The sequence below is a fragment of the Kineosporia corallincola genome (assembly GCF_018499875.1).
Classification (GTDB): domain Bacteria; phylum Actinomycetota; class Actinomycetes; order Actinomycetales; family Kineosporiaceae; genus Kineosporia; species Kineosporia corallincola.
On the sequence record NZ_JAHBAY010000011.1, the window covers coordinates 26,362 to 51,351 of the forward strand.

The 24,990-nt window shown below is 70.3% G+C and carries 20 protein-coding genes; 8 read left to right on the plus strand and 12 right to left on the minus strand.

Translation table 11 applies throughout. The features are described 5' to 3' along the window. Window positions 1-17: 17 nt before the first annotated feature. From KIH74_RS24325 to KIH74_RS24335, 3 genes are all read right to left on the minus strand, one after another. Window positions 18-1,118 (minus strand): quinone-dependent dihydroorotate dehydrogenase, encoded by a 1,101-nt coding sequence (locus KIH74_RS24325; protein ID WP_214158458.1) that lies wholly within the window; start codon window positions 1,116-1,118, stop codon window positions 18-20. Then, a complete protein-coding gene (gene nucS / locus KIH74_RS24330) occupies window positions 1,118-1,813 on the minus strand; it encodes an endonuclease NucS (RefSeq protein WP_214158459.1) in 696 nt (231 codons plus the stop codon). The genes KIH74_RS24325 and nucS overlap by 1 nt, the downstream gene beginning before the upstream one ends. Before the next feature lie 109 nt (window positions 1,814-1,922). After that, a complete protein-coding gene (locus KIH74_RS24335) occupies window positions 1,923-3,614 on the minus strand; it encodes a S8 family peptidase (protein ID WP_214158460.1) in 1,692 nt (563 codons plus the stop codon). A gap of 651 nt (window positions 3,615-4,265) precedes the next feature. Here KIH74_RS24335 and KIH74_RS24340 point away from each other — a divergent pair. Continuing rightward, the gene (locus KIH74_RS24340; RefSeq protein ID WP_308113990.1) at window positions 4,266-4,847 is read left to right on the plus strand and encodes a SigE family RNA polymerase sigma factor; all 582 of its coding nucleotides are present in this window, start codon (window positions 4,266-4,268) and stop codon (window positions 4,845-4,847) included. Here KIH74_RS24340 and KIH74_RS24345 read toward each other — a convergent pair. The 5 genes from KIH74_RS24345 to KIH74_RS24365 form a co-directional block, all read right to left on the minus strand. Further along, the gene (locus KIH74_RS24345) at window positions 4,829-5,200 is read right to left on the minus strand and encodes a DUF952 domain-containing protein (protein WP_214158461.1); all 372 of its coding nucleotides are present in this window, start codon (window positions 5,198-5,200) and stop codon (window positions 4,829-4,831) included. The two genes, KIH74_RS24340 and KIH74_RS24345, sit on opposite strands and share 19 nt — an antisense overlap. Further along, window positions 5,197-6,462, minus strand: coding sequence for an AI-2E family transporter (locus KIH74_RS24350; protein WP_214158462.1), 1,266 nt, complete (start codon window positions 6,460-6,462; stop codon window positions 5,197-5,199). Before KIH74_RS24350 ends, KIH74_RS24345 begins: the two co-directional genes overlap by 4 nt. A 162-nt stretch (window positions 6,463-6,624) precedes the next feature. Continuing rightward, complete coding sequence (locus KIH74_RS24355; RefSeq protein WP_214158463.1) at window positions 6,625-7,884, minus strand: coiled-coil domain-containing protein; 1,260 nt, start codon at window positions 7,882-7,884, stop codon at window positions 6,625-6,627. A 474-nt stretch (window positions 7,885-8,358) separates the two neighbouring features. Then, window positions 8,359-8,808, minus strand: a complete 450-nt coding sequence (gene mce, locus KIH74_RS24360) for a methylmalonyl-CoA epimerase (RefSeq protein WP_214158464.1) — start codon at window positions 8,806-8,808, stop codon at window positions 8,359-8,361. A 26-nt stretch (window positions 8,809-8,834) separates the two neighbouring features. Continuing rightward, window positions 8,835-9,656: an Fpg/Nei family DNA glycosylase gene (locus KIH74_RS24365; protein ID WP_214158748.1), complete on the minus strand. Its 822-nt coding sequence runs from the start codon at window positions 9,654-9,656 to the stop codon at window positions 8,835-8,837. Between the two features lie 219 nt (window positions 9,657-9,875). On the opposite strand from KIH74_RS24365, the gene KIH74_RS24370 reads away from it, so the two are divergent. Next, window positions 9,876-11,096, plus strand: coding sequence for an acetyl-CoA C-acetyltransferase (locus KIH74_RS24370; RefSeq protein ID WP_214158465.1), 1,221 nt, complete (start codon window positions 9,876-9,878; stop codon window positions 11,094-11,096). Here the strand turns inward: KIH74_RS24370 and KIH74_RS24375 are convergent. Next, entirely contained in the window at window positions 11,093-11,956 is an 864-nt protein-coding gene (locus KIH74_RS24375; protein ID WP_214158466.1) for a hypothetical protein, read from the minus strand. The genes KIH74_RS24370 and KIH74_RS24375 overlap by 4 nt on opposite strands. Before the next feature lie 478 nt (window positions 11,957-12,434). Between KIH74_RS24375 and KIH74_RS24380 the strand changes: the two genes are divergently transcribed. The 5 genes from KIH74_RS24380 to KIH74_RS24400 all read left to right on the plus strand — a co-directional run bounded on the left by KIH74_RS24380 (window position 12,435) and on the right by KIH74_RS24400 (window position 19,268). Next, window positions 12,435-12,776, plus strand: coding sequence for a thiamine-binding protein (locus KIH74_RS24380; RefSeq protein ID WP_214158467.1), 342 nt, complete (start codon window positions 12,435-12,437; stop codon window positions 12,774-12,776). Between the two features lie 2,112 nt (window positions 12,777-14,888). Next, complete coding sequence (locus tag KIH74_RS24385) at window positions 14,889-15,803, plus strand: hypothetical protein (RefSeq protein ID WP_214158468.1); 915 nt, start codon at window positions 14,889-14,891, stop codon at window positions 15,801-15,803. Next, entirely contained in the window at window positions 15,800-16,804 is a 1,005-nt protein-coding gene (locus KIH74_RS24390) for a DUF8094 domain-containing protein (protein WP_214158469.1), read from the plus strand. Before KIH74_RS24385 ends, KIH74_RS24390 begins: the two co-directional genes overlap by 4 nt. 37 nt (window positions 16,805-16,841) lie before the next feature. Further along, the gene (locus tag KIH74_RS24395; protein WP_214158470.1) at window positions 16,842-17,816 is read left to right on the plus strand and encodes a tetratricopeptide repeat protein; all 975 of its coding nucleotides are present in this window, start codon (window positions 16,842-16,844) and stop codon (window positions 17,814-17,816) included. A 255-nt stretch (window positions 17,817-18,071) separates the two neighbouring features. After that, entirely contained in the window at window positions 18,072-19,268 is a 1,197-nt protein-coding gene (locus tag KIH74_RS24400) for a 2-dehydropantoate 2-reductase N-terminal domain-containing protein (RefSeq protein WP_214158471.1), read from the plus strand. 16 nt (window positions 19,269-19,284) lie between these two features. Here the strand turns inward: KIH74_RS24400 and KIH74_RS24405 are convergent, their stop codons facing one another. Next, window positions 19,285-21,255, minus strand: a complete 1,971-nt coding sequence (locus tag KIH74_RS24405) for a M13 family metallopeptidase (RefSeq protein WP_214158472.1) — start codon at window positions 21,253-21,255, stop codon at window positions 19,285-19,287. A gap of 47 nt (window positions 21,256-21,302) precedes the next feature. Beyond that, complete coding sequence (gene glgB, locus KIH74_RS24410) at window positions 21,303-23,645, minus strand: 1,4-alpha-glucan branching protein GlgB (protein ID WP_214158473.1); 2,343 nt, start codon at window positions 23,643-23,645, stop codon at window positions 21,303-21,305. Window positions 23,646-23,852: 207 nt separating this feature from the next. Here glgB and KIH74_RS24415 point away from each other — a divergent pair, with 207 nt between their 5' ends. Beyond that, entirely contained in the window at window positions 23,853-24,476 is a 624-nt protein-coding gene (locus KIH74_RS24415) for an arsenate reductase/protein-tyrosine-phosphatase family protein (protein WP_214158474.1), read from the plus strand. Window positions 24,477-24,494: 18 nt separating this feature from the next. Here KIH74_RS24415 and KIH74_RS24420 read toward each other — a convergent pair whose 3' ends face one another. Continuing rightward, entirely contained in the window at window positions 24,495-24,797 is a 303-nt protein-coding gene (locus KIH74_RS24420; RefSeq protein ID WP_214158475.1) for a hypothetical protein, read from the minus strand. Window positions 24,798-24,990: the final 193 nt, after the last annotated feature.

The window sequence follows — 24,990 nt, forward strand, 5'->3', positions numbered from 1 at the left end:
TCTACCCACAGGCACGTCTAAGGGTTGCGGGTGCGTGTTCCCACCGCCTGGTCCACCGACGTGAAACCGTCGGCCCGCAGCCGCTCGGCCAGTCGCCGGTGCACGCCCCGGGCCCAGAACAGGCCGCCGTAGATGAACCCGGTGTAGGCCTGGACCAGCGTGGCCCCGGCCCGGATCCGCTCGTAGGCGTCGTCGCCGGTGGTGATTCCGCCCGAGGCGATCAGCACCATCTCGCCGCCCACCCGGGCCCGCAGTCTGCGCAGCACCTCGAGCGAGCGGTCGGCCAGCGGGGGACCGGACAGACCGCCCGCGCCCAGCGCCGCCACCTCGGCGGCGGGGGTGCGCAGGCCGGTGCGGGCGATCGTGGTGTTGGTCGCGATGATCCCGTCCAGGCCGAGCTCGACGGCGAGATCGGCGACCGCGTCCACGTCTTCGTCGGACAGGTCGGGGGCGATCTTCACCAGCAGCGGCACCCGGCGGTCCGGGGCGGATGCATCAAGGGTGCGCCGAACCGCGCTCAGCAGGGGCCGCAGCGACGACACCGCCTGGAGATCGCGCAGGCCCGGGGTGTTCGGCGAGCTGACGTTGACCACCAGATAGTCCGCGACCGGGGCGAGCCGGGCGGTGCTGGCCACGTAGTCCTCGATCGCGTCGGCCGGGCCGACCACCTTGGACTTGCCGATGTTCGCGCCGACCACGGCGTCACCGGTGCGCTGCCTCAGCCGCAGCGACGCCGCCATCGAACCGTGGTTGTTGAAGCCCATCCGGTTGATCAGCGCCTTGTCGGCGGGCAGCCGGAACAGCCGGGGCTTGGGGTTGCCGGGCTGCGGGCGGGCGGTGACCGTGCCGATCTCGACGAACCCGAAACCCATGGCCGCCAGGGTGTCGGGGGCCAGGGCGTCCTTGTCGAACCCGGCGGCCAGGCCGAGCGGGCCGGGCAGGTCGAGGCCCAGGGCGCGGGTGCGCAGCACCGGGTCGGCCGGCCCGAGCAGGGCGCGGAGCCGGTCGCGCACGGCCGGGACCCGCTCGACCGTCCGCATCAGGGTGAAGGCGCCGTGGTGGGCGGTCTCGGCCGGGATACGCACCAGCAGGTGCTTGAAGATGAGTTCGTACAGCATCAGAAGAGTCGGTGCTCCACGTCGTCCAGGCCCCGCATCTCGTCGTAGTCCAGGATCACGCAGCGGATGCCGCGGTCCTCGGCCAGCACCCGGGCCTGCGGCTTGATCTCCTGCGCGGCGTAGATGCCGGCGACGGGGGACAGCAGCGGGTCGCGGTTCATCAGTTCCAGGTAGCGGGTGAGCTGCTCGACGCCGTCGATCTCGCCGCGGCGCTTGATCTCGACCGCCACCGAGCCGCCGGACGCGTCCTTCACCAGCAGGTCCACCGGGCCGATCGCGGTCATGTACTCGCGCCGGACCAGCGACCAGCCCTCGCCGAGCCGGTTCACCTGCTCGGCCAGCAGCTTCTGGAGGTGTGCCTCGACACCGTCCTTCACCAGGCCGGGGTCGACCCCGAGCTCGTGGTTGCTGTCGTGCATCACCTCGTGGATGTTCACGATCAGCCGGTCGTCGGTCTTGGCGCTCTGGACTGTCCAGACCTCGACCACCCCCACCTCGGCCGCCGACTCGTCGGGCGCGCCGACGGTCAGCTTGGCGGGCGGGCTCATCCAGTTCAGCGGCTTGTAGGAGCCCCCGTCGGAATGCACCAGCACGCTGCCGTCCGCCTTGACCATGAGCAGGCGGTTGGCGAGCGGGAGGTGGGCGGTCAACCGCCCGGCGTAGTCAACAGAACAACGAGCGATAACCAGACGCACGATGGACGAGCGTAGCCGTAACGGCGCGCGGGTGTGATCGGCGGGCGCCGCGACGCAGGACGACGCCGAGCCCGCACAGCCCGGCGTCGTCCTCAAAGCAACCGTTGCGTCACAGCTTTCCGGTCACCGCCGCCTTGGCGTCGATGATGCCGTGGCCGTAGAAGCCGTTGTCCGACTTCGGGCCCTCGCAGGTGGCGTCCAGCTCCGTGGTGCCGCTGGAGCGGATGATGGTGTAGTGGTACGTGCGGGGGTTCGGGCAGGCCGTCTCGGTGGCCGACTTCAGCACCTTGGCCTCGGTCTTGGCCGGGTCGAGACCCAGACCGCTCTTGTCCTTCTTGCCGTACTCACTCACCACGAGGGCAGCCACACCGGTGGCGTGCGGCGACGCCATCGACGTGCCCTGGAGGTACTGGTAGTAGCCGCAGACCTTGCCCTTGCACGACTTCAGCACGGCCGTGGTGGTCGGCTCGCCGGCCTCGTCGATGTCGCCGTTGAGCTTCGCCAGCGCCTCCGGGTAGGCGGCCAGGATCATGCTCGCGTAGTTCAGCCGGTTGTCGGCGGAGTCGTAGGCGTCACCACCCGGTGCGGCGACGTCGGTCTCCTGCGTGCCGTAGTTGGAGTAGTAGGCCTTGCGCTTGCTCGGCCCGGTCGAGCTGACCGTCAGCACGCCCTTGCTCTCGGCCGGGACGTTGATGCAGGAGTTGTCGATCTGGCGGGTCTTCGCGGCGTCGGCCGGGTAGTCCGGCGAGGTGTCGTCGACCGTCGGGTTGTTCAGGTCGGTCGACTCGTTGCCCTCGGCCGAGACCGGCAGAACGCCCTTGTTGCGGGCATAGTTCAGGGCCCGCTGCGTGGCGGTGCGGATGATCTGCTGCTCGCGTTGTTCCGCGGCCGAGTCGGCCGGGTTGCTCACGCAGTTGAACAGCCACGGGTCCACGTAGTAGCTCATGTTGACCACGTCGACGCCGATGTCGCCGGCGTAGGTCAGGGCGTCGAGGGTGGGCTCCAGGAAGAAGTAGCCCGAGTCCTGGCCGGCCCGGATGTTCACCAGCGTCACGTTCGGCGCCACACCGGCGATGCCGATGCCGTTGATCGGGGAACCGATGGTGCTGGCCACGTGCGTGCCGTGTCCGTCACCGTCCTCGTCGGCCGGGTCCTTGCAGTCCGCGTACTCGCACTCGCCGTCGATGTCGGGCATGTCGGTGACGAAGTTGCGCGACAGCTTGCTGCTGAAGTTCGGCGCGATGTCGGGGTGGCTGCCGTCGACGCCGGTGTCGATGATGCCGACCAGCACCTTCTTGCTGCCGGTCTGCTTGGCGTAGGAACCCTTGGCGGTGGCGTCGATCTGCTGCATGTCCCACTGGAGACCGGCCAGCGGCTCGGCGGACTTCGAGCCCTTCGAGGTCTTCGCGGCCGAGGCGGTCGCCTCACGCAGCTTCTCCACCTGCGACTGGCTGGCCTGCTGCTCCTGCGGCGCCTGCCCGATCACCCGGTTGGCAGCCGCGCCGACCACCGACGTGTCGGCGTTCACCGTGGTCTGGAAGGCGGCCTTGTTGCTGCGCGCCACCACGTAGCCGAGCGCGGTGTTCTCGGACACCACCGTGCCCCCGGCCTTCTCCACGGCCGTCCTGGCCGCCGAGACACCGGTGTTGGCGTCTTGCAGAACGATGTACTCGGTCGCGGTGCTGGTCGTGGCACTCTCGGCCGTGGCCACCGGGGCGGCCGAGGCCGGGGTGGAGGCCACGAGCGCGACGCCGGTCACGGCGGTCATCGCCGTCACCAGGCAGACGCCCAGTTTTCGCATCGGTTCGGTCCCTTCGTCGCGGATACGCGGGGTGGAACTCCTTGCGGAATGCTGCGGTCGGGCAGTTCACATACCGGATGACTTATACATGTTCTTTCGTCCGGAATAAACGAAACCGGAGATTTTTCTGTTCGGGGACGGCGGAGTGCCCGCATCGTCGGCCGACGGTCCGCCCGGCCGGTTCGGGGAGCTTGACAAAACCGGCACGGCGCAGCCGTTTTCATAGGAGGCGCACAGCACTCACCCGCGGTCAAGAGGGCGGTGGGATCCGGTCGGGTGACGCGTTTCGCATGCCCGGAACGGGCAGTGATGATTCGGCGTCGGCGAATCGACTTCGATTGTGCTGAAACCGTAATGCGAAGATGTCACCGCTCGGTCACATCTGGTCAGATCGTGCCGGGGAGGTATCACGGGCCCCCGGGAGAGTTCTCTTTCTCAGGTGTCGCGGATCGCTCCCGTGGTGTGACCAACGACCGGATCGTGACTACGGAGAGTTGTTTTACCCGGAAATCTGGGCGCTGATTCCGTACATACGGCTAGCGTGATGCACAGGTAGTCGCCAGGTCCGGTTAGGCTGACGACCGATGGCGAACAGCCGGTCCAGGGGGAGCGGCATCAGTGGAACCGGCGAGATCTGCGAGGGGAACAGTGGTGGTGCAGCTGCCTGTCGATGCGTCGGCAGATGATGCGCGCCGGTCCGTCTCCGCGCAGGAGATCGGTGAGACGGCGCCAGGACCGCTGGTGTTCGAGGAGTTCGTGGCCTCACGCGGCCCGGCCCTCGTGCGCCTGGCCCGGGGTCTGCTGCGTGACCCCTACCTGGCGGAAGACGTGGTGCAAGACGTGCTTGGCCGGGCCCTCGTCCAGTGGGGCCGGGTCAGCGCCGCGCAGGACGTCGACGCCTACGTACGCCGCATGGTGGTCAACGCCTGCACCTCGTGGTTCCGCCGGGCCGCCCGGCGGGAGCGGGCGACCGACTCGGTGCTGGTGCTCGACATGCCCTCGGCCGACGGCGCGGAGAACCGGGCCGACCGCGACCAGCTGATCGCCCTGCTGCGCCGGCTGCCGGCCAAGCAGCGCGCGGTGCTGGTGCTGCGTCACTACGAGGGCCTGCCCGACAGCGAGATCGCCGTGATCATGAAGTGCTCCGAGGTCACGGTGCGCAGCAACGCGCACCGCGGCCTGGCGAAGCTGCGCGACATGCTGAACCAGGAGCGTTACGCCTCCACGGCGTAGCCGCTCACGTCCGGCAGCTCCGGGCCGGTGATCTCCAGCACGGCCACCACCGCGTCCACCGGGATCGGGCCGTAGAAGTGCGGGAAGGGCCGGTCCGAGCCGGGCACGTCGTCCCACCTCATCGTCGTCCCCCGTTCTGCGGCCAGCTGCTCGTCGACCACCAGCAACCGCAGGTCGTGCGGCGGCAGGTCGGAGTAGAAGAGCCGGTGGACGACGGGAGCCTGGTCACGCGCCGAGCAGTGGATGAACCCCTCCTCGGCCAGGGTGCGGCCCCTGGTCGACGTCTCGTAGCGGCCCCGTTCCAGGGCCTGGGCCCAGTCCTCGGCGAGGGCGATGTGCAGTACCCGGGTCATGCGCGCTCCTGTCGGGGGATGACGACCTCCTGGATGATCAGCAGAATGGCGGCGGCGATCGGGATGGCGATGAGCGCGCCCAGCACACCCAGCAGCGCACCGCCCCCGAAGGCCGCGATCAGCGCCACCGCGCCGGGCACCGCCACCGTGCGCGACATGATGCGCGGGGCGATCAGGTAGTTCTCCACCTGCTGGTAGATGATGTAGTACACGGCCACGATGACGGCGATCTGGACCGACTGGAACAACCCCACGATCACCACCACGACCGCCCCGATCGTGGCGCCGACCAGCGGGATCAGCCCCAGGATGCCGACCAGGAAGGCCAGCACCGCGGCGTACGGAATGCCGAGCACCGTCATCATGACGAAGCTGCACACCGCGTTGATCGTGGCCACCGCCACCTGCCCGGCCACGTAACCGCCGATGCGCTTGATGATCTCGTCGCCCAGCGCCCGCACCCGGTCGCGCCGGGAGCGGGGCACCAGCCGGTAGCCCGCCTCGGCGATGTTGTTCAGCGAGGCCAGGAAATACAGCGTCAGGATCAGCACGGTGAACGTGCTGGCCAGGCCGGACAGCACGGCCCGCCCGGCGCCCAGCACCCCGCCGAACACCTGCATCACGGTGTCGCCGTTGCTGGCCCGGTCACGGATCTGCTGGCTCAGGTTGTCGATCACGCCGTACTCGGCGTTCAGGTCGTTGATCCAGGGCGTCTTGGTCAGGTTGTCGATCTGGTCCGGCGCGGAGTCGATGAGTTCGGTGGCCTGGTCGACCATGTCCGGGATGATGATCGCGGCGAACCCGCCGAAGATGCCGATCACGCCGATGAACACGATGGCCACGGCACCCCCGCGCCGCACCCCGCGGCGTTGCAGGAACCGCACCACCGGATCCAGGCCGACCGCCAGGAACGCGGCGATGACGACCAGCGTGATGGTCTGCGACAGGTCGGCGACGATCCGCATCAGCTGGAAGGCCAGCAGCACGCCGATCGCGGCCATGAAACCGAAGTAGAACGGGTTGTTCCGGTTGATCGGCGGTCCCGGCCGGCCGAACTTCGGGTCGCCCTCGGTGCGCTTGCGGGCGTCCTCGTCGTTCTCCGGTTCGTGGTCCCGGGTCCGCAGCGCCGCACCGCTCTCGTTCTCCGGCTGCTCGGGCTCACCCGCCGGGTGCTCCGGGGTGGAGTCCTTGATCGGCGAGGGCTCGGCCGGCTGATCGGCCCCCAGCGTCGAGGTCTGTTCGGGGTCCGACTGCTGCGACACAGCAAGGGCTCCGTTCCGCCGGGGGTGACCGGGCATGATCAGAAAACGCGGGCGATGAGCATTCTGGCCCAATTCACAGCCGCCCCAAACCGCAGCGAAGCCACCGGCCCTGGTGGGGACGATGGCTTCGCCGTGGTGGTGCGGTGCGGGACGAGCTGAGGATCAGCGCTTGGAACCGGCCGGGGCGGCGTCGGGAAGCACGATGGTGCGCTGCTCGCCGTCCTGACCGTCGCCGGACGGGTCGTCCTGCGGGTTGTGCGACGCGGCCTGTGCCACCTTGTCCAGCGAGCCCGCGTTCATCGGCATGCTGTTGCCCAGCAGCGCACGCAGCTGGTCGAGGTGGCCGGTGATGCTGTCGCGCTGGCGGATCAGCTCGTCCACCTGACGCTGGGCGGCCCGGCGGTTGCGGTCGGCCTCGCCCTTCGCCTCGGACAGCACCTTGTCGGCGTGCGCCCGGGCCTCGGCCATCACCTGGTCGGCGTTGCGACGGGCGTTGCCCACCAGCGTCTTGGCGTGCTCGTCGGCGTCGCGGCGCACGGCCTCGGCCTGGTTGACGGCCTTTCCGGCGCGGGTCTCCGCGGCGTTGGCGCGCTGCTCGGCCTCGGCCACCAGCTGGGTGGCCTGGGCCACGGCCTGCTCGTGCCGCTCGGCGTCGAGCCGCTCTGCCTCCTCCCGCCGGGCGGCGAGCTTGACCTCCAGGTCGGTGCTCATCTGCTCGGCGCGGTTACGGGCCTCTTCCAGCGCGGCGGCGGCGGAGGTCCGCATCTCCTCGGACTCGCGCTTGGCGGTGCTGCGCAGTTCCTCGGCGTCGCGCTTGGCGCTGATCCGGGCCTCGTCGGTCTCCCGCTTGGTGGCCGCCCGCAGCTCGGTGACCTCGCGCTCGGCGGTGGCGCGCAGCCGGGCCAGCTCGCGGTCGACGTTGGTGCGCTTCTCCGAGGTCTCGTGCTCGGTGACCGACTTCAGCTTGGACGCCTCGCGCTCGGCGACGGCCAGCATCTCGTCGGACTTGCGGGTGGCGGTGCCGACAATGTCTTCCGCCTCGGCCGTGGCGGTGCGGCGCATGTCAGCGGTCTCCCGCTGGGCGACGGCCGTGGTCTCGGCGGCCTCGTTCTGGGCGGCGGCACGGTGCTGCGCCGCTTCCACCCGGGCCTGGGCGACGGCCTCCTCGGCCTCCTTGGTGGCGGCCGCGATCACGTCGCTGGCCTGCTCCTCGGCCAGACGCAGCAGCTGCTCGATGCGCGAGCCCAGGCCGCTGTACGACGGGCGCTCCACCTCCCGCAGCTGGCGGTGCGCCTCGGCGACCTCGCCGGAGAGTTTCAGCGCTCGGGTGTCGAGTTCCTCGACGCGGGCTCTTGCGTCACGCAGGGAGGATTCCAGGGAGGCAATTCTTTCCTCCACCTGCGCGCGATCGAAACCACGCATGACGATCTGGAATCCATGGGGGCTCTGTTCGCCGGCCACTTCTCAGTCCTCCCTGACGGCCCGCCGCCCGGGCCTAGACGTTCCTGAACTCATGTGAGATTGCTTCACGATGCCGCTCGCGCTTCGTTGCCGCAGGACGCCGAGCCGCTCACCCGGTGTCAGGCAGGGTACTCCCACCGTGCCTTTGGGAAAGATGGTCATGGGCATCAGATGCAGCCGGTTCGGCGTGGTCGAGGGCGAGGTCCGCGAGGGCTGATCCTACGGTGCGTTTCAAGGTCATCCACGGAAAGCGATTGTCAGGAAGGTTCCTGTAACCAGATCTTGACGCGCGGGTGCCGGCCGTTCGTCTTTGATTTCCCGGGCGGACCGAATTCCCGGGGCGGCCCCAGATCCGCTGTTCCGGGTTGTCGTCACCGGCTTCACCGGCAGGACAGTTCTGGTTCAGTGCCGGTTCAGCGCGATATCAACGCCTGATCAGTGGCCGGACCTTGCCGGTTCCACGAGTTCCACCAGAACACCACCGGCGCTCTTCGGATGGATGAAGTTGACCCGGCTGTTCGCCGTCCCCCGTCTCGGTTCGTCGTACAGCAACCGGGCACCCCGGCCGCGCAGTGTCGCGCAGGCCGCGTCGATGTCGTCCACGCGGTAGGCCACCTGCTGGAGGCCGGGTCCGGAGCGGTCGAGGAACTTCGCGATCGGCGACGTGTCGTGCAGCGGGGCGAGCAGCTGAACGCGGGTGTCGCCGTCGCCGACGGCCATCATCACCTCGGCCACTCCCTGCTCCTCGTTGATCTCGCGGTGCGCCTCGCGCATCCCGAGAACGTCGCGGTAGTAGGCGATCGCCGCCTCCAGGTCGGGCACCGCCACACCCACGTGGTCGATCGCCGTGAACAACTGCGGGGGGACGCCGGTCACCTCGGACATGTCCCCAGCCTAGGCACGGGTCGCCGCTATGACGCCTGGCACCGCGGGCACCAGTAGAGATTGCGCGCCACCATCTCCGCCGTGCGCACCGGTGTTCCGCAGACCCGGCAGGGCTCACCGGTGCGCCGGTAGACGTAGTGCGAGTCCTCCCGCCGCACCGTGGAGGCCGTGCGCCGGCCCCGCGGCCGGTCCTCCGGCCGGGTGGTGACGATCTTCCCGCTGCGCACCCCGGCCCGCATGAGCACCCGCAGGTCGGACCACATCGCCGTCCACTCCCGCGCGGTCAGGTCGCGGCCGGGCCGGAACGGGTCGACGCCGTGCCGGAACAGGATCTCGGCGCGGTACACGTTACCGACGCCGGCCACCACCGACTGGTCCATCAGCAGCGCACCGACGCTCGTGCGGGAACGGCTGATCCGGGTCCAGGGCTCCTCGCCGTCCGTGCCCCTGCGCAACGGGTCGGCGCCGAGCCGGCTGATCACCCGCAGCCGGCCCTCCTCGTCGAGCAGTTCGCTGGCGGTGGCGCCGCGCAGGTCGGCCCAGCCCCGCTCGCTCTCCAACCGCAGGCGCAGCTGTCCCCACGGTGCGGCCGGAGTCCCCGTCCCGTGCAGGAACTTGCCGTACAGGCCGAGGTGCACGTGCAGCCAGACCGGTGGCCGGGCCCCGGCCGGGGCGGCGTGCACGAACAGGTGTTTGCCCCAGGCGTCGGTGCCGGTGACCGTGCCGCCGTCGAGCATCGCGACCCCGGCCGCGAACTTGTCCTGCACCGCGCTCGCGCGGACCACGGTGCCGGTGAACAGCTCGCCCAGGTCGCTGGCGAGCCGGTGGATGGTGTGGCCCTCAGGCAGTGTGGTCTCCGGTGCTCAGGTGCACTGCGGGTGCAGTAAATGGAAGCTGTTGCAGGTTTTTCAACTCGTCGGCGAGTACAGCAGATTCCTTCCCGTCCGGCGATCGCTGATGTGAGGCCCACCACCCGGAAGCGATGGAGTGCGGGACGGGGCGGGGTTACGTTGGGATCGCTCTCCGAGCCCAACCTGCCTGACCTGACTGACCTGAGCGAGGATGCCGTGACAGAACAGGTGCCAGAACCGGGCGGGCGCACGTCGTCCGTCATCGTCGCCGGGGCCCGCACGCCGATGGGCAGACTGCTCGGCTCGCTGAAGGGGTTCTCCGCCCCCGAGCTGGGATCCGTCGCGATCCGGGGAGCGCTGGAGAAGGCGCACGTCGATCCGGGCGCGGTGGAGTACGTGATCATGGGGCAGGTGCTCCAGGCCGGGGTCGGCCAGGGGCCGGCCCGGATCGCCGCGGCCGGGGCCGGGATCCCGATGACCGTCCCGGCGATCACGGTCAACAAGCTGTGCCTGTCCGGCCTGAACGCCATCGCCACCGCCGACGCGCTGATCCGCGCGGGCGAGTTCGAGATCGTGGTGGCGGGTGGCATGGAATCCATGACCCGCGCCCCGCACCTGCTGCTCGGCAGCCGTGAGGGTTTCAAGTACGGCGACGTGGCGATGCGCGACCACATGGACTACGACGGGCTGTACGACGCGTACACGAACCAGGCGATGGGCGCCCTGACCGAGGCCGCGAACGTGGACGACCGGGCGTTCAGCCGGCAGGAGATGGACGAGTTCGCGGTGGCCTCGCACGCCAAGGCCGCGCTGGCGCAGAAGAACGGCGTGTTCGACGAGGAGATCGTGCCGGTCCGGATCCCGCAGCGGAAGGGCGATCCGCTGGTGTTCGCCACCGACGAGGGGGTGCGGCCCGACACCTCGATGGAGCAGCTGGCCAGACTGCGCCCGGCGTTCCGGGAGGACGGCACGATCACCGCCGGATCGGCCTCACCGATCTCCGACGGCGCGGCGGCGGTGGTCGTGATGTCGAAGCGCAAGGCCCAGGAACTGGGTCTGGGCTGGATCGCCGAGATCGGGGCGCACGGGCAGGTGGCCGGGCCGGACTCCTCGCTCCAGTCGCAGCCGGCCAACGCCATCCGGGCCGCGCTCGGCAGGGCCGGGCTGGAGGTGTCCGACCTCGACCTGGTCGAGATCAACGAGGCGTTCGCGGCCGTCGGCCTGGCCTCCACCCGCGAGCTCGGCCTCGACCCGGCCCGTGTCAACGTGAACGGCGGGGCGATCGCCACCGGGCACCCGGTCGGGATGTCCGGGGCCCGGCTGGTGCTGCACCTGGCGCTCGAACTCGGCCGCCGGGGCGGGGGGACCGGTGTGGCCGCGCTCTGTGGAGGCGGCGGGCAGGGCGACGCGCTGATCCTGCGGGTGCCCCGCCCCTAGTTCTCGTTGGTGGGCGGCTGTGGGTCGCGGAGGATCAGGACGGACTGGAACGCCGCGACCGCGGTGCCCACGATGCACAGCACGATGCCCGGGCCGGGCGACCAGTGCACCGTCTGCGTGGCGAACCAGGTCTGCGTCTCGATGCCGCTGGTCAGCCCGACGACGGTGAACAGCAAATAGCCGCAGAAGCCGGTCAGGGCCAGCACCAGCAGGGCGATCGACGCCACCGTGCGGAGTTTCGGCGTGCGGGTCAGCGCGACCAGCCCGGTGAGGACCACCCCGAACAGGAACGACGCCGCCAGCGCCTCCGGCCGGACCTGCCAGGAACGCAGTAGTTCCGGCTCCTCGTAGGTGATGAACGGGATCACCGAACCGAGGACGACAGCCAGGGTCGCGGCCAGGGCCACCCACTGCACCCGGCGGAACAGCCCCGCGAGGGAGTTGCCCGGGGCCTGCCAGGGGTTGGCCGGCGGCGGGTACTGGAGCGGTTGGCCGGTGTTCTGGCCGGGGTAGCTCTGGCCGGGGTAGCTCTGGCCGGGATGATGGGCGCCCGGGTGCGGCTGTCCGGGGTGAGGCGAGCCGAGGGGGGCCGGGTTCGGCGGGTGCTGGCCCGCCGTCGGCCGGCCGGATGCGGACTGGCCGGATGCGGACTGGCCGAATGCGGACTGGCCGAATGCGGACTGGCCGGCGGCGTTCTGGCCGGGCGCGTTCTGGCCCGGTGCCGGCCACAGACCGGCAGGTTGCTGCCAGACGTCAGTGGCGGCGCTCGGTGGCGGCGGGGCCCAGGTGGTGGGCGGGTTCGGGTCGGACCAGTGGACGACGGGAGCGTTCCCCGACTCGTCCACAGGCTGATTCACCATCCCTGAGGGCTGCGTGGCCGTGTCGGACGGCTGTTTCGTCGTCCCCGCTGGTTCAGTCGTCCCCGTTGGTTCAGCGGTCGTGTCGGTCTCTGCGGCCGTGTCGGCCGGGGGCGTCGTCTCGACCGGATGTGCGGCGGTCGGCTGGGGCGGGGAGGTGGGCCGGGGGAGGGCGTCGTCTTCACGCCAGAACTGCCAGCCCTGGGGTGCGGGCGGCCAGGAAGGGTCGGGTGCCCAGTCGCCGGGTGGCTCCCACCCCTCGGGCGGGGCGGGCCAGCCGGGCGCGGGGTTGAAGCGAAGTGCCATCCGTCTGCTCTGCCCCTATCGGCCCTTCACGGCCTGTCCACCGGAAGGGACAGCCTAGCGACAGATCACCCACATGGCCCGCCCCGGTTCATCAGGACGCGGTATCGGTGCAGGTCAGGGCTCTGTCGTTATGGAGGCGAAATCTTTGGGGAGAACTGCGGCTAGGGTGGACTGCGTGTTGTTCGCGTTCTCGGTCGCGCCCAGTGGTTCCGGCGAGTCGGTGTCCGAGGCGGTGGCAGACGCAGTCGCCATCGTCCGGGCCTCAGGCCTGCCCAACCGCACAGACTCCATGTTCACCACCATCGAGGGTGAGTGGGACGAATGCATGGACGTGATCAAACGTGCCTGTGAAGCCGTGGGCAGGCACGGCAACCGGGTCTCGCTGGTGCTCAAGGCAGACATCCGCCCGGGTTACTCCGGTGAGATGACCGCCAAACTCGACCGGCTCGAGGCGGCCCTGAACTCCCAAGGCCAGGACGGCCCGGCCCCCGGCGTTCCGCCGGTGGCCACCGACTGACCCGGAGCGCTTATGTCAGACAGCCACACCAGTCCTTCCGGCCTGCCCGGGCGGGGCCGTGCCGACACGGAGACCCTGCCCAGCGGCACCGGCGAGCTGTCGGTCACCCGCACAACTGAAGACGACGTCACACCCGGCCCGGCGCCGTCCCCCGATGCAGGTGGTTCTGCCGCGTCCCTGGCCACCCGGCCCGGGACGGGTGACGGTGAGGCACCGCCCACCGGCCCCATCGTGCTCCCCGATACGGCCGCAGCCCGTCGCCCGGTGGGTGTTGACGCTCCCACCGGCTCGATCGAGTTGCCCGATACGGCCGCAGCCCGTCGCCCGGTGGGTGTTGACGCTCCCACCGGCTCGATCGAGTTGCCCGATACGGCCGCAGCCCGTCGCCCGGTGGGTGTTGACGCCCCCACCGGCTCGATCGAATTGCCCGATACGGCCGCAGCCCGTCGCCCGGTGGGTGTTGACGCCCCCACCGGCCCGATCGAGCTGCCCGACACCAGCGTGGCCGCGCGATCGGGTGCGGACGAGCGATCCGGTGTGGCCGGGCGATCGGAAGTGGCCGGGCGGTCTGAGGCTGTCTCGCGGTCTGAGGTTTCCGCGCGGTCCGATGCGGTCGGGTCCGGTGTTGCTGCGCGATCCGGTGTGGACGGGCAGTCCGAGGCTGTCTCGCGGTCTGAGGTTTCCGCGCGGTCCGATGCGGTCGCGTCCGATGTGGCCGCACGATCCGAGGTGAACGCGCCTGATGGTGTGGCCGCGCGGTCCGAGGTGACCGCGCCTGACGGTGCCGCACGATCCGACGGTGCCGCACGATCCGACGGTGCCGCACAATCCGACGGTGCCGCACAATCCGACGGTGCCGCACGATCCGACGGTGCCGCACGATCCGAAGCCGCCGTGGGTTCCGCAGCAGCCGAGCCGGCCGCCGACGAGCACGGACCCGACGACGACACTCCCGAAGCCCTGTCCGGACCCGCCGCCCCCGGTGTGGCTGCTGCTTCAGAGATGAAGGACGTCACCGAAGAGCCTTCGCCCACTAGGAAAATCGCTCCTGGGGTGACTGGTTCCATCCAGCAGGCCGCCTCGGAGGCGGAAGCGGTTCCCGGCCGTCACCCGGCGGAGGGGTCCGGTGCCGGTGCTTCCGCCCCGGAAGCCGGCTCTGCCCCGGACAGCGGCATCGGCCTGTCCGGGGACTCCGCGCGACTGCCCGGCTCGGCCGCGGTCGCCCCTTCCTCCCGGGCGGCGAGCAGCGCGAGTTTATTTTCCGAAAACAGCGTCACCGCAACCGATTCTGACCGCCTCGCCAAGACCGGAGCGAGTGCGCAGCCGGAGAGTGGCAACTTCAGTCCCGATCCGTTGACCCGGGCGGCGGGCGGTGCGGGCTCGGTCCTGGAAAGCGATAGCACGGCTACTGATACGGAACCTCGGGCCGAGAGTGGTTCGACCGCGGTTGATCTCGCCCACCCGGTGGCGAACGCCCAGCCGGGAATCAGTGCAGCCGGTGTCGAGACCTCGACACCCGAAGTCGCCTCAGCGGGCTCGGCGCATGACCTCTCGGAGTCAGGCGCCGGTCCGGTCCGGTCCGGTTCGGTCCAGATCGGGTCGGGGCGGGTGATGCCGGCGGAAACGGATGCGGTGCAGCGTTTCTCGGGCTCCGGAGCTCCGGCGGGTGACGACGCTCGCGGGGTAGACCATGCCTTCGGCCCGGGCGCGCGCGGTGCCGAAGCCCTGCCGAATCGAACCGAGCCTCGGTCTCTGACGCCGCTCCGCCCACTCGGGCAGGAGGCCGGGGGTTCCTCGGACGCTCTCGTGGTTCGTCCGGCTCCGGCTGGTGAACTGGTGGCACGGCCCGACGCCCCGGCGGGCGATCGGGCTCCAGCGGCGGATCGTGCTGAAACACCTGGTCATCCAGGGCGATTCGTGGAGGCGCCGGTCTGGCCCACGTCGTCGGGAGAGGCTTTCCCGTCTGTGCGGGGTTCGGTGCTGGAGGATCTCGATGGCGGAAAACCCGCACCGGATGCCGCCGGAGCAGGTGAACCGGCAGCCGAGGCCTCTGCTCCGCCCGTCTTCGCCTCAAGGCGTGAACGAAAACTGTATGAAACCGGTGCCATCGGCATGCCGACCGGTGCGATGCGCCGGTCCGCGGCCGGCGCGGCGGCACCCGGCACCGCTGCGCTCGGAACGGCCGCACCGAGCGCGAAGGTGACCGGAACGGCGTCCCCCGGTTCGGTTGTGATCGGCGACAGTCCGGCCACCCGGCCCGGCGGGATTCCCGCCGCAGGGATCGGGCAGGCGACGCAGGATGCCCGGACCACGGACGAGGCCACCGGCACCCCGACCACCCGCACCCGGGCCACCGGCGAGCCGGGAACGGGCTCGGCGCCCACCGCGCAGACGTCCCTCAAGCACTTGCCCTGGGGCCGGATGCTGGCGGGGCTGATCGCCATGGCCGGGCTGGTCGTGCTGGCGCTCGGCGGGCTCAAGGCGACGGTGTGGGCGCCGTCCGACGTGGTGGTCGGCAGGCTGAGCACGCCCTCGCAGAAGTTCGTGACCACCGAGGTCGGCACGCTGGCACTCGCGGGCACCCGGGTGGAGGTCACGGCGTCGGGCAGCGGCTCGGTGTTCATCGGGATCGGGCGGGCCTCCGACGTGGACGCTTACCTGGACGATGCTGCCACCCAGCGGATCACCGGGGTGAACGAGGACGACGACAGCCTGATCACTCGCGCCGTCGGCACCGACACCGCCGCGGTTCCCGACCCGGGTTCGGTGGACGTCTGGACGGTCAGCGACCTCGGCACCGGAACGGCGAGCCTGACCTGGCCGGAGACCGCCTCGGGGCAGTACCGGCTGGTGATCGCCGCCGACGGTGCCCAGGCCGCACCGCAGGAGGTCACGATGACCTGGAGCGGCTCCGAGCCGTCCAACCCGGCACCGCTCTACATCGGGACCGGCGTCGTGCTGCTGGTGACCGGGGTGATCGCGTCGATGACGCTGCGGGCCCGCACCCGCGACCGGAGGCGGGCATGAACCGCGAGGCGGGCATGAAGCGCCGCGCCGCACTCGGTCTGCTGCTGACACCGCTGGTGGTGGCCGGCTGCGGGCAGAACACGCTGGTGGTCACCGCCCCGGCCGCCGACACCCAGGTGCATCCGGTGGTGGAGGCGGGGCAGGCCCGCTCGATCCTCGACGCGGTCGACGAGGCCGTGGCCGCGGGGGTGGGCGCCGACGACACCACCGAGACCGCCGACGCCCGGCTGCTCGGGCCGTACCTGGCCGTCCTGCTCGCCCGGGCCCGGGTGGCCGAGGAGCGCGACCAGAAGACCGACACCCCGGACGAGGTCACCCGCGAGGCCCTGGTGGTGCCGCGCGCCCACGGCTGGCCCCGGTTCTTCCTGGCGGTCGGGCGCACCTCGAGCGCCTCCACCTACCTGGTGCGGGTGCTGCGCTCGGACTCGGCCCGGGCCCCCTACGGCCTGTGGGCCGAGGCGATGATGCTGCCCGGCGCCAGTCTTCCGGAGACGGCCACCGACGCCTCGGTGCTCGGCGCCGACACCGACGGCCTCCTGCTGTCGCCGAAGGAAGCCCTGGCCGGTTTCGCTGGTTACCTGAACGGCGAGGGCAAGGGAGACGGCGCGGAGAACTTCCGCCGCAGCGAGTACAGCGACCAGTTGCTCCAGCGGCTGGAGGCGGACCAGAAGGGGCTGAAGGAGGTGGCGACGGTGAGCAGCAAGCACGTCGCCGTCGACGAAACCCCGCTCGCGATGCGGACGGACGACGGCGGTGCGCTGGTGATCGGCCAGCTCCGCCAGACCTACACCGTCAAGGTGAAGCCGGACTCCGGCAAGGTCAAGGTCAAGGACGCCGACCTGGCCGCGCTCGCCGGAGGCAAGGACGAGTTGCAGTTCGGCAAATCCTTCACGAGGTCCGCCGTGGAGGTTGTGGTGCTGCACGTACCGGCCAAGGATTCGAAGGAACGGATCCGCGTCGTCGCCGCCCAGAAGGGCGACGTCGAGGCCGAGGTGAAGTAGTGACGCAGATGTCGGGGCACGGAGAAAGGAACCCTCGATGACGAACCAGCCGGGTATGCGAGCAGGCGCAGGACGCCCCTCGCTCAACCTGCGCGGTGCGGTTGATCTGGGAGCGCTGGCCGCCAGGCCGGCGCCCAGCAGCGCCAACAGCGGTGGCGCGTCAGGTGGCCCGGCCAGCCCGGGCGCCTTCGTCATCGACACGACCGACGCGTCGTTCTCGACCGAGGTCATCCAGCTGTCGCAGACCGTTCCGGTCGTGCTGGACTTCTGGGCCGAGTGGTGCGGGCCGTGCAAGCAGCTGTCGCCGCTGCTGGAGAGCCTGACCGCGGAGTACGCGGGCCGGCTGCTGCTGGCCAAGGTCGACGTCGACGCCAATCCGCAGCTGGCGCAGGCCTTCCAGGTGCAGTCCATCCCGAGCGTGTTCGCGGTGGTCAAGGGCCAGCCGATCCCTCTGTTCCAGGGTGCGCAGCCGGAGCAGCAGGTGCGGGCGGTGTTCGAGGAACTGATGCGGGTGGCCGAGGCCAACGGGGTCAGCGGCCAGCTGTCCGGTGGCGACGCGGAGGCCGACGGCGAGGCGGAGGAGCCGGAGGAGGAACCGCTTCCCCCGCTGCACCAGGCCGCCTACGACGCGATCGAGCGGGACGACCTGGACGCCGCGATCGCGGCGTACCAGCAGGCCCTGCGGGAGAGCCCGGCCGACGACCTGGCCAAGGTGGGCCTGGCCCAGGTGCAGCTGATGAAGCGCACCAACGGGGTCGACCCGAACCAGGCCCGGCAGACCGCGGCGCAGAACCCGGCCGACCCGGACGCGCAGATCGTGGTGGCCGACCTGGACGTGCTCGGTGGTCACATCGAAGACGCGTTCGCCCGGCTGATCGACACCGTGCGGGTCACCGCCGGCGACGACCGGGACAAGGTCCGCGCCCACCTGGTCGAGCTGTTCGAGGTGGTCGGCAAGGAGGACCCGCGCGTGCCGAAGGCCCGCATCGCTCTGGCCAACGCGCTGTTCTGAGGCCGTAGAGGCAACCAATGGTGGACGACGCCGGGCCGCGACAGCCCGGCGTCGTCCATCATTTTTCGTGCGAGCCCCGCCCTGGGAAGGGCTACCGAGCGCCCCTCCGTTCTGCGGATTCTGGCCCGAGTCGGGCCGGGAGACCTGACCACGCCCGCCGGACAGGGTTGAATGGCACCATGCCGTAACTCGCTGTGGATATTTCATGACAGTGAGTTGTCGTCATCGTTGTCGTGCCGGGCCCAGGGGGAACCTATGTCGCGCATCTTCATCGTGGGTTCCGGAACCGTGGGCGCCGCCACCGGCCGGGCCCTGGGGCACGCCGGTCACCGCGTCACCTTCGTCGACATCGACCCGCGCCGGGTGGCGGTGCTGGTGAACGAGGGCCTCGACGCCCGGCGAGAGCTCGATCTGGCCGGTGAGCCGGAGGCATTCATCTTTCTCTGCACGCCGACCCGGCTCGTCGAGGGCCGGCACCACCTGGCCGACGTGGCCGCCGGGGCCGAGCTGATCGGACGCGCCCTGGCCCGCGCCGACTGCCCGCACATCGTGGTGGTCCGTTCCACCGTGCCGCCCGGCACCACCCGTGACCTGGTGCGCCCGCTGGTCGAGCTGCACTCGGGACGTCGCGAGGGCGACGGGTTCGGCATCGCGGCCAGTCCGCACTTCGACTCCCGCGGCTCGCGCGGCAGCGCCGCCCGGGCCGGGCGGCACGCCGTCGAGACGGTGCGCCTGCCGCTGACCGTGATCGGCTCGGACGACGAGCGGATCACCCTGGCCGTGCGCGACCTGCTGACCGCGCTGGTTCCGCCCGGTGGCCAGCTGCGGCTGCTCGGCGACCCGGCCGAGGCGGAGATGGTGAAGTGCGCGCACAGCCTGTTCAACGCCACGAAGATCAGCTTCTGGAACGAACTCTGGCGGGTCTGCGACCGGCTCGGCCTCGACCCGGACGAGGTCGCCGGGGCGGTGGCCACCTCGGCCGAGGGTTCGCTCAATCCGGAGTACGGCATCTGGGGCGGAGCGCCCTACGGCGGCAACCAGTTGCCCAGTGACACCAGGGGTTTTCTCTCGTTCGCCGAGGAGATCGGGCTGCCGATGCCACTTCTCGGCGCGGTGGTGGGCGTGAACTCCGGCTTCGAGCAGCGTCTGGAGGCGGAGATGGAGGCGCTCAGCATGCTGGCCGCCGGGCCGCACTACTACGCGCCCGAGAACGACGACGAGGCCGAGGATTCCGAGGACGAGGAGCCGTACGACGCCGCGCCGGAGGAGGCGGGCTCCTCGTCGTCCATCATTGACGAGAACCCGCCCCCCACCCACGAGACCGAGCCGACGGACCGCACCGAGAGGGCCGGGCGCGTGGGAGGCGAGGTGCGCACCGACCCGCCCTCCACGCATCCCTCCCGCCGGCGCGCCCAGCGCCGCACCTGGATCCCGCGGCAACTGGGGCGCTGACGGGTTCAGCCCCGGATCACCAGATCCGGACCCGCTGGTCCTCGTCCAGCCAGAGCCCGTCACCGGGCTTGAGACCGAACGCCGTGTGGAACTCGTCGATGTTGGTCACCACCGCGTTGCACCGGAACTCCTCGGGGGAGTGCGGGTCCAGCGCGAGCCGGCGGATCACCTCGGTGTCGCGGCCCTTGCCCCGCCAGCCCTGCGCCCAGGAGATGAAGAACCGCTGCCAGCCGGTCAGGCCGTCCAGCTCGGCCGGCTCGGAGCCGTCCAGGGCGATGCGGTAGGCGGTGTGCGCGATCGAAAGGCCGCCCAGGTCGCCGATGTTCTCGCCGACGGTGAGCGCGCCGTTGACGTGGTGGCCCGGGGTCTGCCGGGGCTCCAGCACGTCGTACTGCGCGATCAGCGCCTTGGTGCGCTTCTCGAACTCGGTGCGGTCGGCGTCGGTCCACCAGTCGTTGAGGTTGCCCGAACCGTCGTACTTCGAGCCCTGGTCGTCGAACCCGTGCCCGATCTCGTGCCCGATCACCGCGCCGATCGCGCCGTAGTTGGCGGCGTCGTCGGCCTCCGCGTCGAAGAACGGCGGCTGGAGAATGGCGGCCGGGAACACGATCTCGTTCATCAGCGGGTTGTAGTACGCGTTGACGGTCTGCGGGGTCATGAACCACTCGTCGCGGTCCACCGGCTTACCGAGTTTGTCGATCTCCCGGGCGATCTCGTAGTCACCGGCGCGGCGCACGTTGCCCACCAGGTCGCCGGCCGTGATCTCCAGCGAGGAGTAGTCCCGCCACTTGTCCGGGTAGCCGATCTTCGGGGTGAACGAGTCCAGCTTCTCCAGCGCCCGGACCCGGGTCTCCTCGCTCATCCAGTCGAGCTTGGTGATGCTCTGCCGGTAGGCCTCCACCAGGTTGGCCACCAGCTCCACCATGCGGGCCTTGGCGGCGGGGGAGAAGTGCTCCTCCACGTAGAGCTTGCCGACCGCCTCGCCGAGCGAGCCCTCGACCATCGACACCCCACGCTTCCACCGCTCGCGCAGCTGCGTGGCACCGGTCAGGGTCTTGCCGTAGAAGGAGAAGTTCTCCTCCACCAGCTCGGCGTTCAGCAGGGTGGCCGAGCCGTGCAGGGTGCGCCAGGTCAGCCAGGTCTTCCAGTCGGCCAGCGGCACCTCGACCAGGGCCTTGCCGAGCGCGGTGAAGAAGCCCGGCTGCCGCACGACCACCTCGGAGAAGGCGCTCTGCGGCACCTTCAGGGCGTCGATCCAGGCGGTCCAGTCGAACTCGGGGACGAGCTCTTCCAGGCCCGCCCGGTCTTTCTTGTTGTATGTCTTGGTGGCGTCGCGGTTGGTCACCCGGTCCCAGTGCGAGCCCGCCAGACGGGTTTCCAGCGCGAAGATGCGCCGGGCCGCGTCGTCCGCGCCCGGCTGTTCGGTGATGCCCGCCTTCACCAGCATCCGGGCCACGTGGGCCAGATACTCGGTGCGGATCTCGGCGAAGGTCTCCTCGCGGTAGTACGACTCGTCGGGCAGGCTGAGCCCGCCCTGGGTCACGTACATCACGTAGCGGTCGGAGGCCATCGCGTCGTTGTTGACGAAGTAGCCGAAGGGCGCGCCGCTGCCCGAGCGTTCCAGCACGCCGAACGCCCTGACCAGCCCGGCGAGGTCGGTGATCTCCTCGATCAGGGCCAGGTCGGTGGCGATCGGGGCGATGCCGAGACGCTCGATGGCGGGCTCGTCCATGAAACTGGCGTAGAGGTCGCCGACCTTCTGCGCCTCACTGCCGGGCTCGGCGTTGCCGGATGTCTCCGCTGCCTTCTCGACGATCACCCGCAGCTGTGCCTCGGCCTCGTCACGCAGACGATGGAAGGTGCCGTACACCGACTTGTCCGGCGGGATCTCGGCTGTGTCCAGCCACTTCCCGTTGACGTGCCGGAACAGGTCGTCCTGCGGCCTGATCGAGGGGCTGAGCTGCTCGATTTCGATACCGGACCTCATCGCCCGAGCGTATCCGCCCCACCCCCCGATCGGCACAGGTCAGGCGTTCAGCCCTCCGCTGATTCGGGCTGGAAGCCCGGCCCGGACTCGTGGTGCACCTCGTGCGCGGCGCCACCGGAGCCCCAGCCGCTCTCCGGAGTGCTCTCCGGCACCAGCCACACCGTGCCCAGCGGCGGGACCCGCAGGGTGATGGACGAGGGCTGACCGTGCCAGGGCACCGGCACGGCGTCGACCGCGCCCAGGTTGCCCACGCCGGAACCGCCGTACTGCTCGGCGTCGGTGTTCAGGATCTCCAGCCAGCGGCCCTCGTTGGGCACGCCGACGTGGTAGCCCTCCTGCGGCTCGGAGGAGAAGTTGACCACGGCCACCAGCGGGTTGCCCGAGGCGTCGCGGCGGATGAACGAGAACGTGTTGTGCTGTGTGTCGTTCGCGTCGATCCACTGGAACCCGGCCGGGTCGCTGTCGGCCTGCCACAGCTCGGGGCGGTCCTTGTAGACCCGGTTCAGGTCACGCACCAGCTGCTGGAGCCCGGCGTGCCACGGGGTGTCTTCCAGCCACCAGTCCAGGCTGCGGTTCTCCGACCACTCCCGGTCCATGCCCAGTTCCTGGCCCATGAACAGCAGCTGCTTGCCCGGGTGCGACCACATGAAGGCCAGGTAGGCGCGCACGTTGGCGAGCTGCTGCCAGCGGTCGCCGGGCATCTTGCCGAGCAGCGAGCCCTTGCCGTGCACGACCTCGTCGTGGCTGATCGGCAGCACGAAGTGCTCGCTGTACGCGTACATCAGCGAGAACGTCATCTGGTGGTGGTGGTACTGCCGGTAGATCGGGTCCTTGGACACGTAGCCCAGGGAGTCGTGCATCCAGCCCATGTTCCACTTGTGGCCGAAGCCGAGGCCGCCCAGGTGCGTGGGGCGGGTGACGCCGGGCCACGCGGTGCTCTCCTCGGCGATCATCATGACGCCCGGGTGCCGCTTGTAGGCGGTGGCGTTGACCTCCTGCAAAAAGGCCACGGCTTCGAGGTTCTCGCGACCACCGTACTTGTTCGGCGTCCACTCGCCGCTGTTGCGGGAGTAGTCGAGGTAGAGCATCGAGGCCACCGCGTCGACCCGCAGGCCGTCGATGTGGAACTCCTCCAGCCAGTAGAGGGCGTTCGCGACCAGGAAGTTGCGCACCTCGGTGCGGCCGAAGTCGAAGATCAGCGTGCCCCACTCGGGGTGCTCGCCGCGGTGCGGGTCGCCGTGCTCGTACAGCGGCACGCCGTCGAACCTGGCCAGCGCGAACTCGTCCTTCGGGAAGTGCGCGGGCACCCAGTCCATGATCACGCCGATGCCGGCCTGGTGGAGCTTGTCCACCAGGTGCCGGAACTCGTCCGGGCTGCCGAACCGCGACGTGGGCGCGTAGTAGCCGGTGACCTGGTAACCCCAGGAGCCGCCGAACGGATGCTCGGCCACCGGCAGGAACTCGACGTGGGTGAAGCCCATGTCTTTCACGTAACCGACGAGCTGGTCGGCCAGTTCGAGGTAGGACAGGCCCTGCCGCCAGGAGCCGAGGTGCACCTCGTAGATGCTCAGCGGGCTGGTGAGCGCCTGCTGCCGGTCGCGCTCGGCGACCCAGGCGGCGTCTTGCCACTCGTAGCTGGACTCGGTGACGACCGACGCCGTGGACGGCGGGACCTCGGTGGCGTACGCCATCGGGTCGGCCTTCTGCCGCCAGTGGCCGTCCTGACCGAGGATCTCGTACTTGTAGCGGGTGCCCGCGCCGATGCCCGGCACGAACAGCTCCCACACCCCCGAGCCGCCGAGGCTGCGCATCGACTGGGTGCGCCCGTCCCACTGGTTGGCGTCGGAAACCACGCGCACCGCCTGGGCATTCGGCGCCCAGACGGCGAACGACGTGCCCGCGACGTCACCGATCAGCCCGGGGAAGCGGCGCGGGTGGGCGCCCAGCGCGCGCCACAGTTCCTCGTGCCGACCCTCGGCGATCAGGTGCAGGTCGATCTCGCCCAGACTGGGCAGAAAACGGTAGGGGTCGTCGAGCACCTGCTCGTCAGAACCCTCGTAGCGCACCGCGATCCGGTAGTCGCCGACGGTCGGGCGCTCCAGGGCGCCGGCCCAGATGCCGTCCTGCTCGTGGGTCAGCGGGTGTCTGGTGCCGTCCTCCGTGACCACCACGACCTCGGCGGCGAGCGGACGCAGCGTACGAACCGTGACCCGGCCGTTGTACGGATGCGCGCCCAGCACCGAGTGCGGGTTGTAGTAGGCGCCGACGGCCACCTTCGCGAGCACGTCGGAATCCACCGGCTTCACCGGGGACGTCACGACGATGTCTGCTGGGGAGAGCGCGGCGGTGCTCGCTTCGAGGGGGCTCTGCGAAGTCGGAGACTGTGCCATGTCGGGAAGTCTGGCACGCATCGGGCGGGGCGGCATGGTGCCGCGCCACCGGCCCGGCCCGGCGAGGTGGATCTCCTCATGCGGATCGCCTACTTGGAGTAGTGTCGAGGTCACCCTGTGCCTCAAGGCCGTGGTCAGGGCCATGTGGGACTGCTGGGTAACGATTCAGTCGGCGGCCACGGCGGAGCAAGCTGAGAGGTGTGGATCATGGGTCCGCGCGTGTTGCTGGTGTGCACGGCGAACATCTGCCGCTCGCCCGGGGCGGAGCGACTGCTGGCCGGACGGCTCGGCGGGGCGGTGGATTTCTTCAGCCGGGGCACCCGGGCCGTGCCCGGCGCCGGCATCTGCGACTTCTCCTCGGGCTGGGTGCGTGATCACGCCGGGACGCCGGCCGCGCACGAGTCCCGGCCGCTCGACGTGGCCGACATCCGCGCCTCGACGATGATTCTCACCGCCACCCAGTCGCAGCGCGGGCGGGTGATCGAGATGCGTCCCTCGGCCCAGGTGCGCACCTTCACTCTGCTGCACGCCGCGCGCACGGCCCGGTGGCTCGCGGCCACCGGGCGGATCCCGCCCCGCGGTGCCGACCTGGCCGATCGCCTGTTGTGGCTGGTCGAGGAACTCGACGCCAATCGCGGTTCGGCGCCCAGGGGCGAAATTGAGGACGACGACGAGCTGCCGGACCCGCACCGCGACGGCCGGCATCCGGAGGTGTTCTCCCGGCTCCAGGGGGCGGTCGACGATCTGTGTGCGCCGCTGCTGTTCCGTGGGCCGGCGCTGCGCCGGGACCGGGTGCGCCTGCGGCAGAAGCCTTCTGGGGTGCGGCGCTGAGCTGTGTCTGTGCTGCTTCTAGCAGGTGCCCTCGCAGGACGGGCAGAGTTCGCGGATGCTGGTGATCGGGCCGGAGCGACGCCAGTCGTTCCACTCCGCGGTGTAGACCGTGCCGGCGCCGTTGCAGGTGGAGCAGTCGCTGAGGCCGGCCGTGCCGAGGCCGTCGAGCTCGTCGTCGCGGCGGTTGCGCAGCAGCATGGCCAGGCCGACCACGAGCATCAGTGACGGCAGCCAGAGCATGGCGTAGTTGCTGCTCAGGAGGTTCTCGGCGTAGAGGCCGGAGGCTCCGATCGCCAGCAGCGCCCCGAAAACGGCGTTCACGTCGCTCCTCCTTCTTGCCCGGTTCACGTTCGTGGTGCCGGCCCAGGTGACAGCCAGCACGCTCGTCTGCGAGCCGGTGTGACCAGAGCGTAGGGCTCCGTCCATCCCGAGTCATCCTAGGGGCGGCAAACCCGGTGCGGAAGGGCGAATCCGGATTGTCCCGCAATGCTTCTCAGGTGCGGCTCAGTGGATC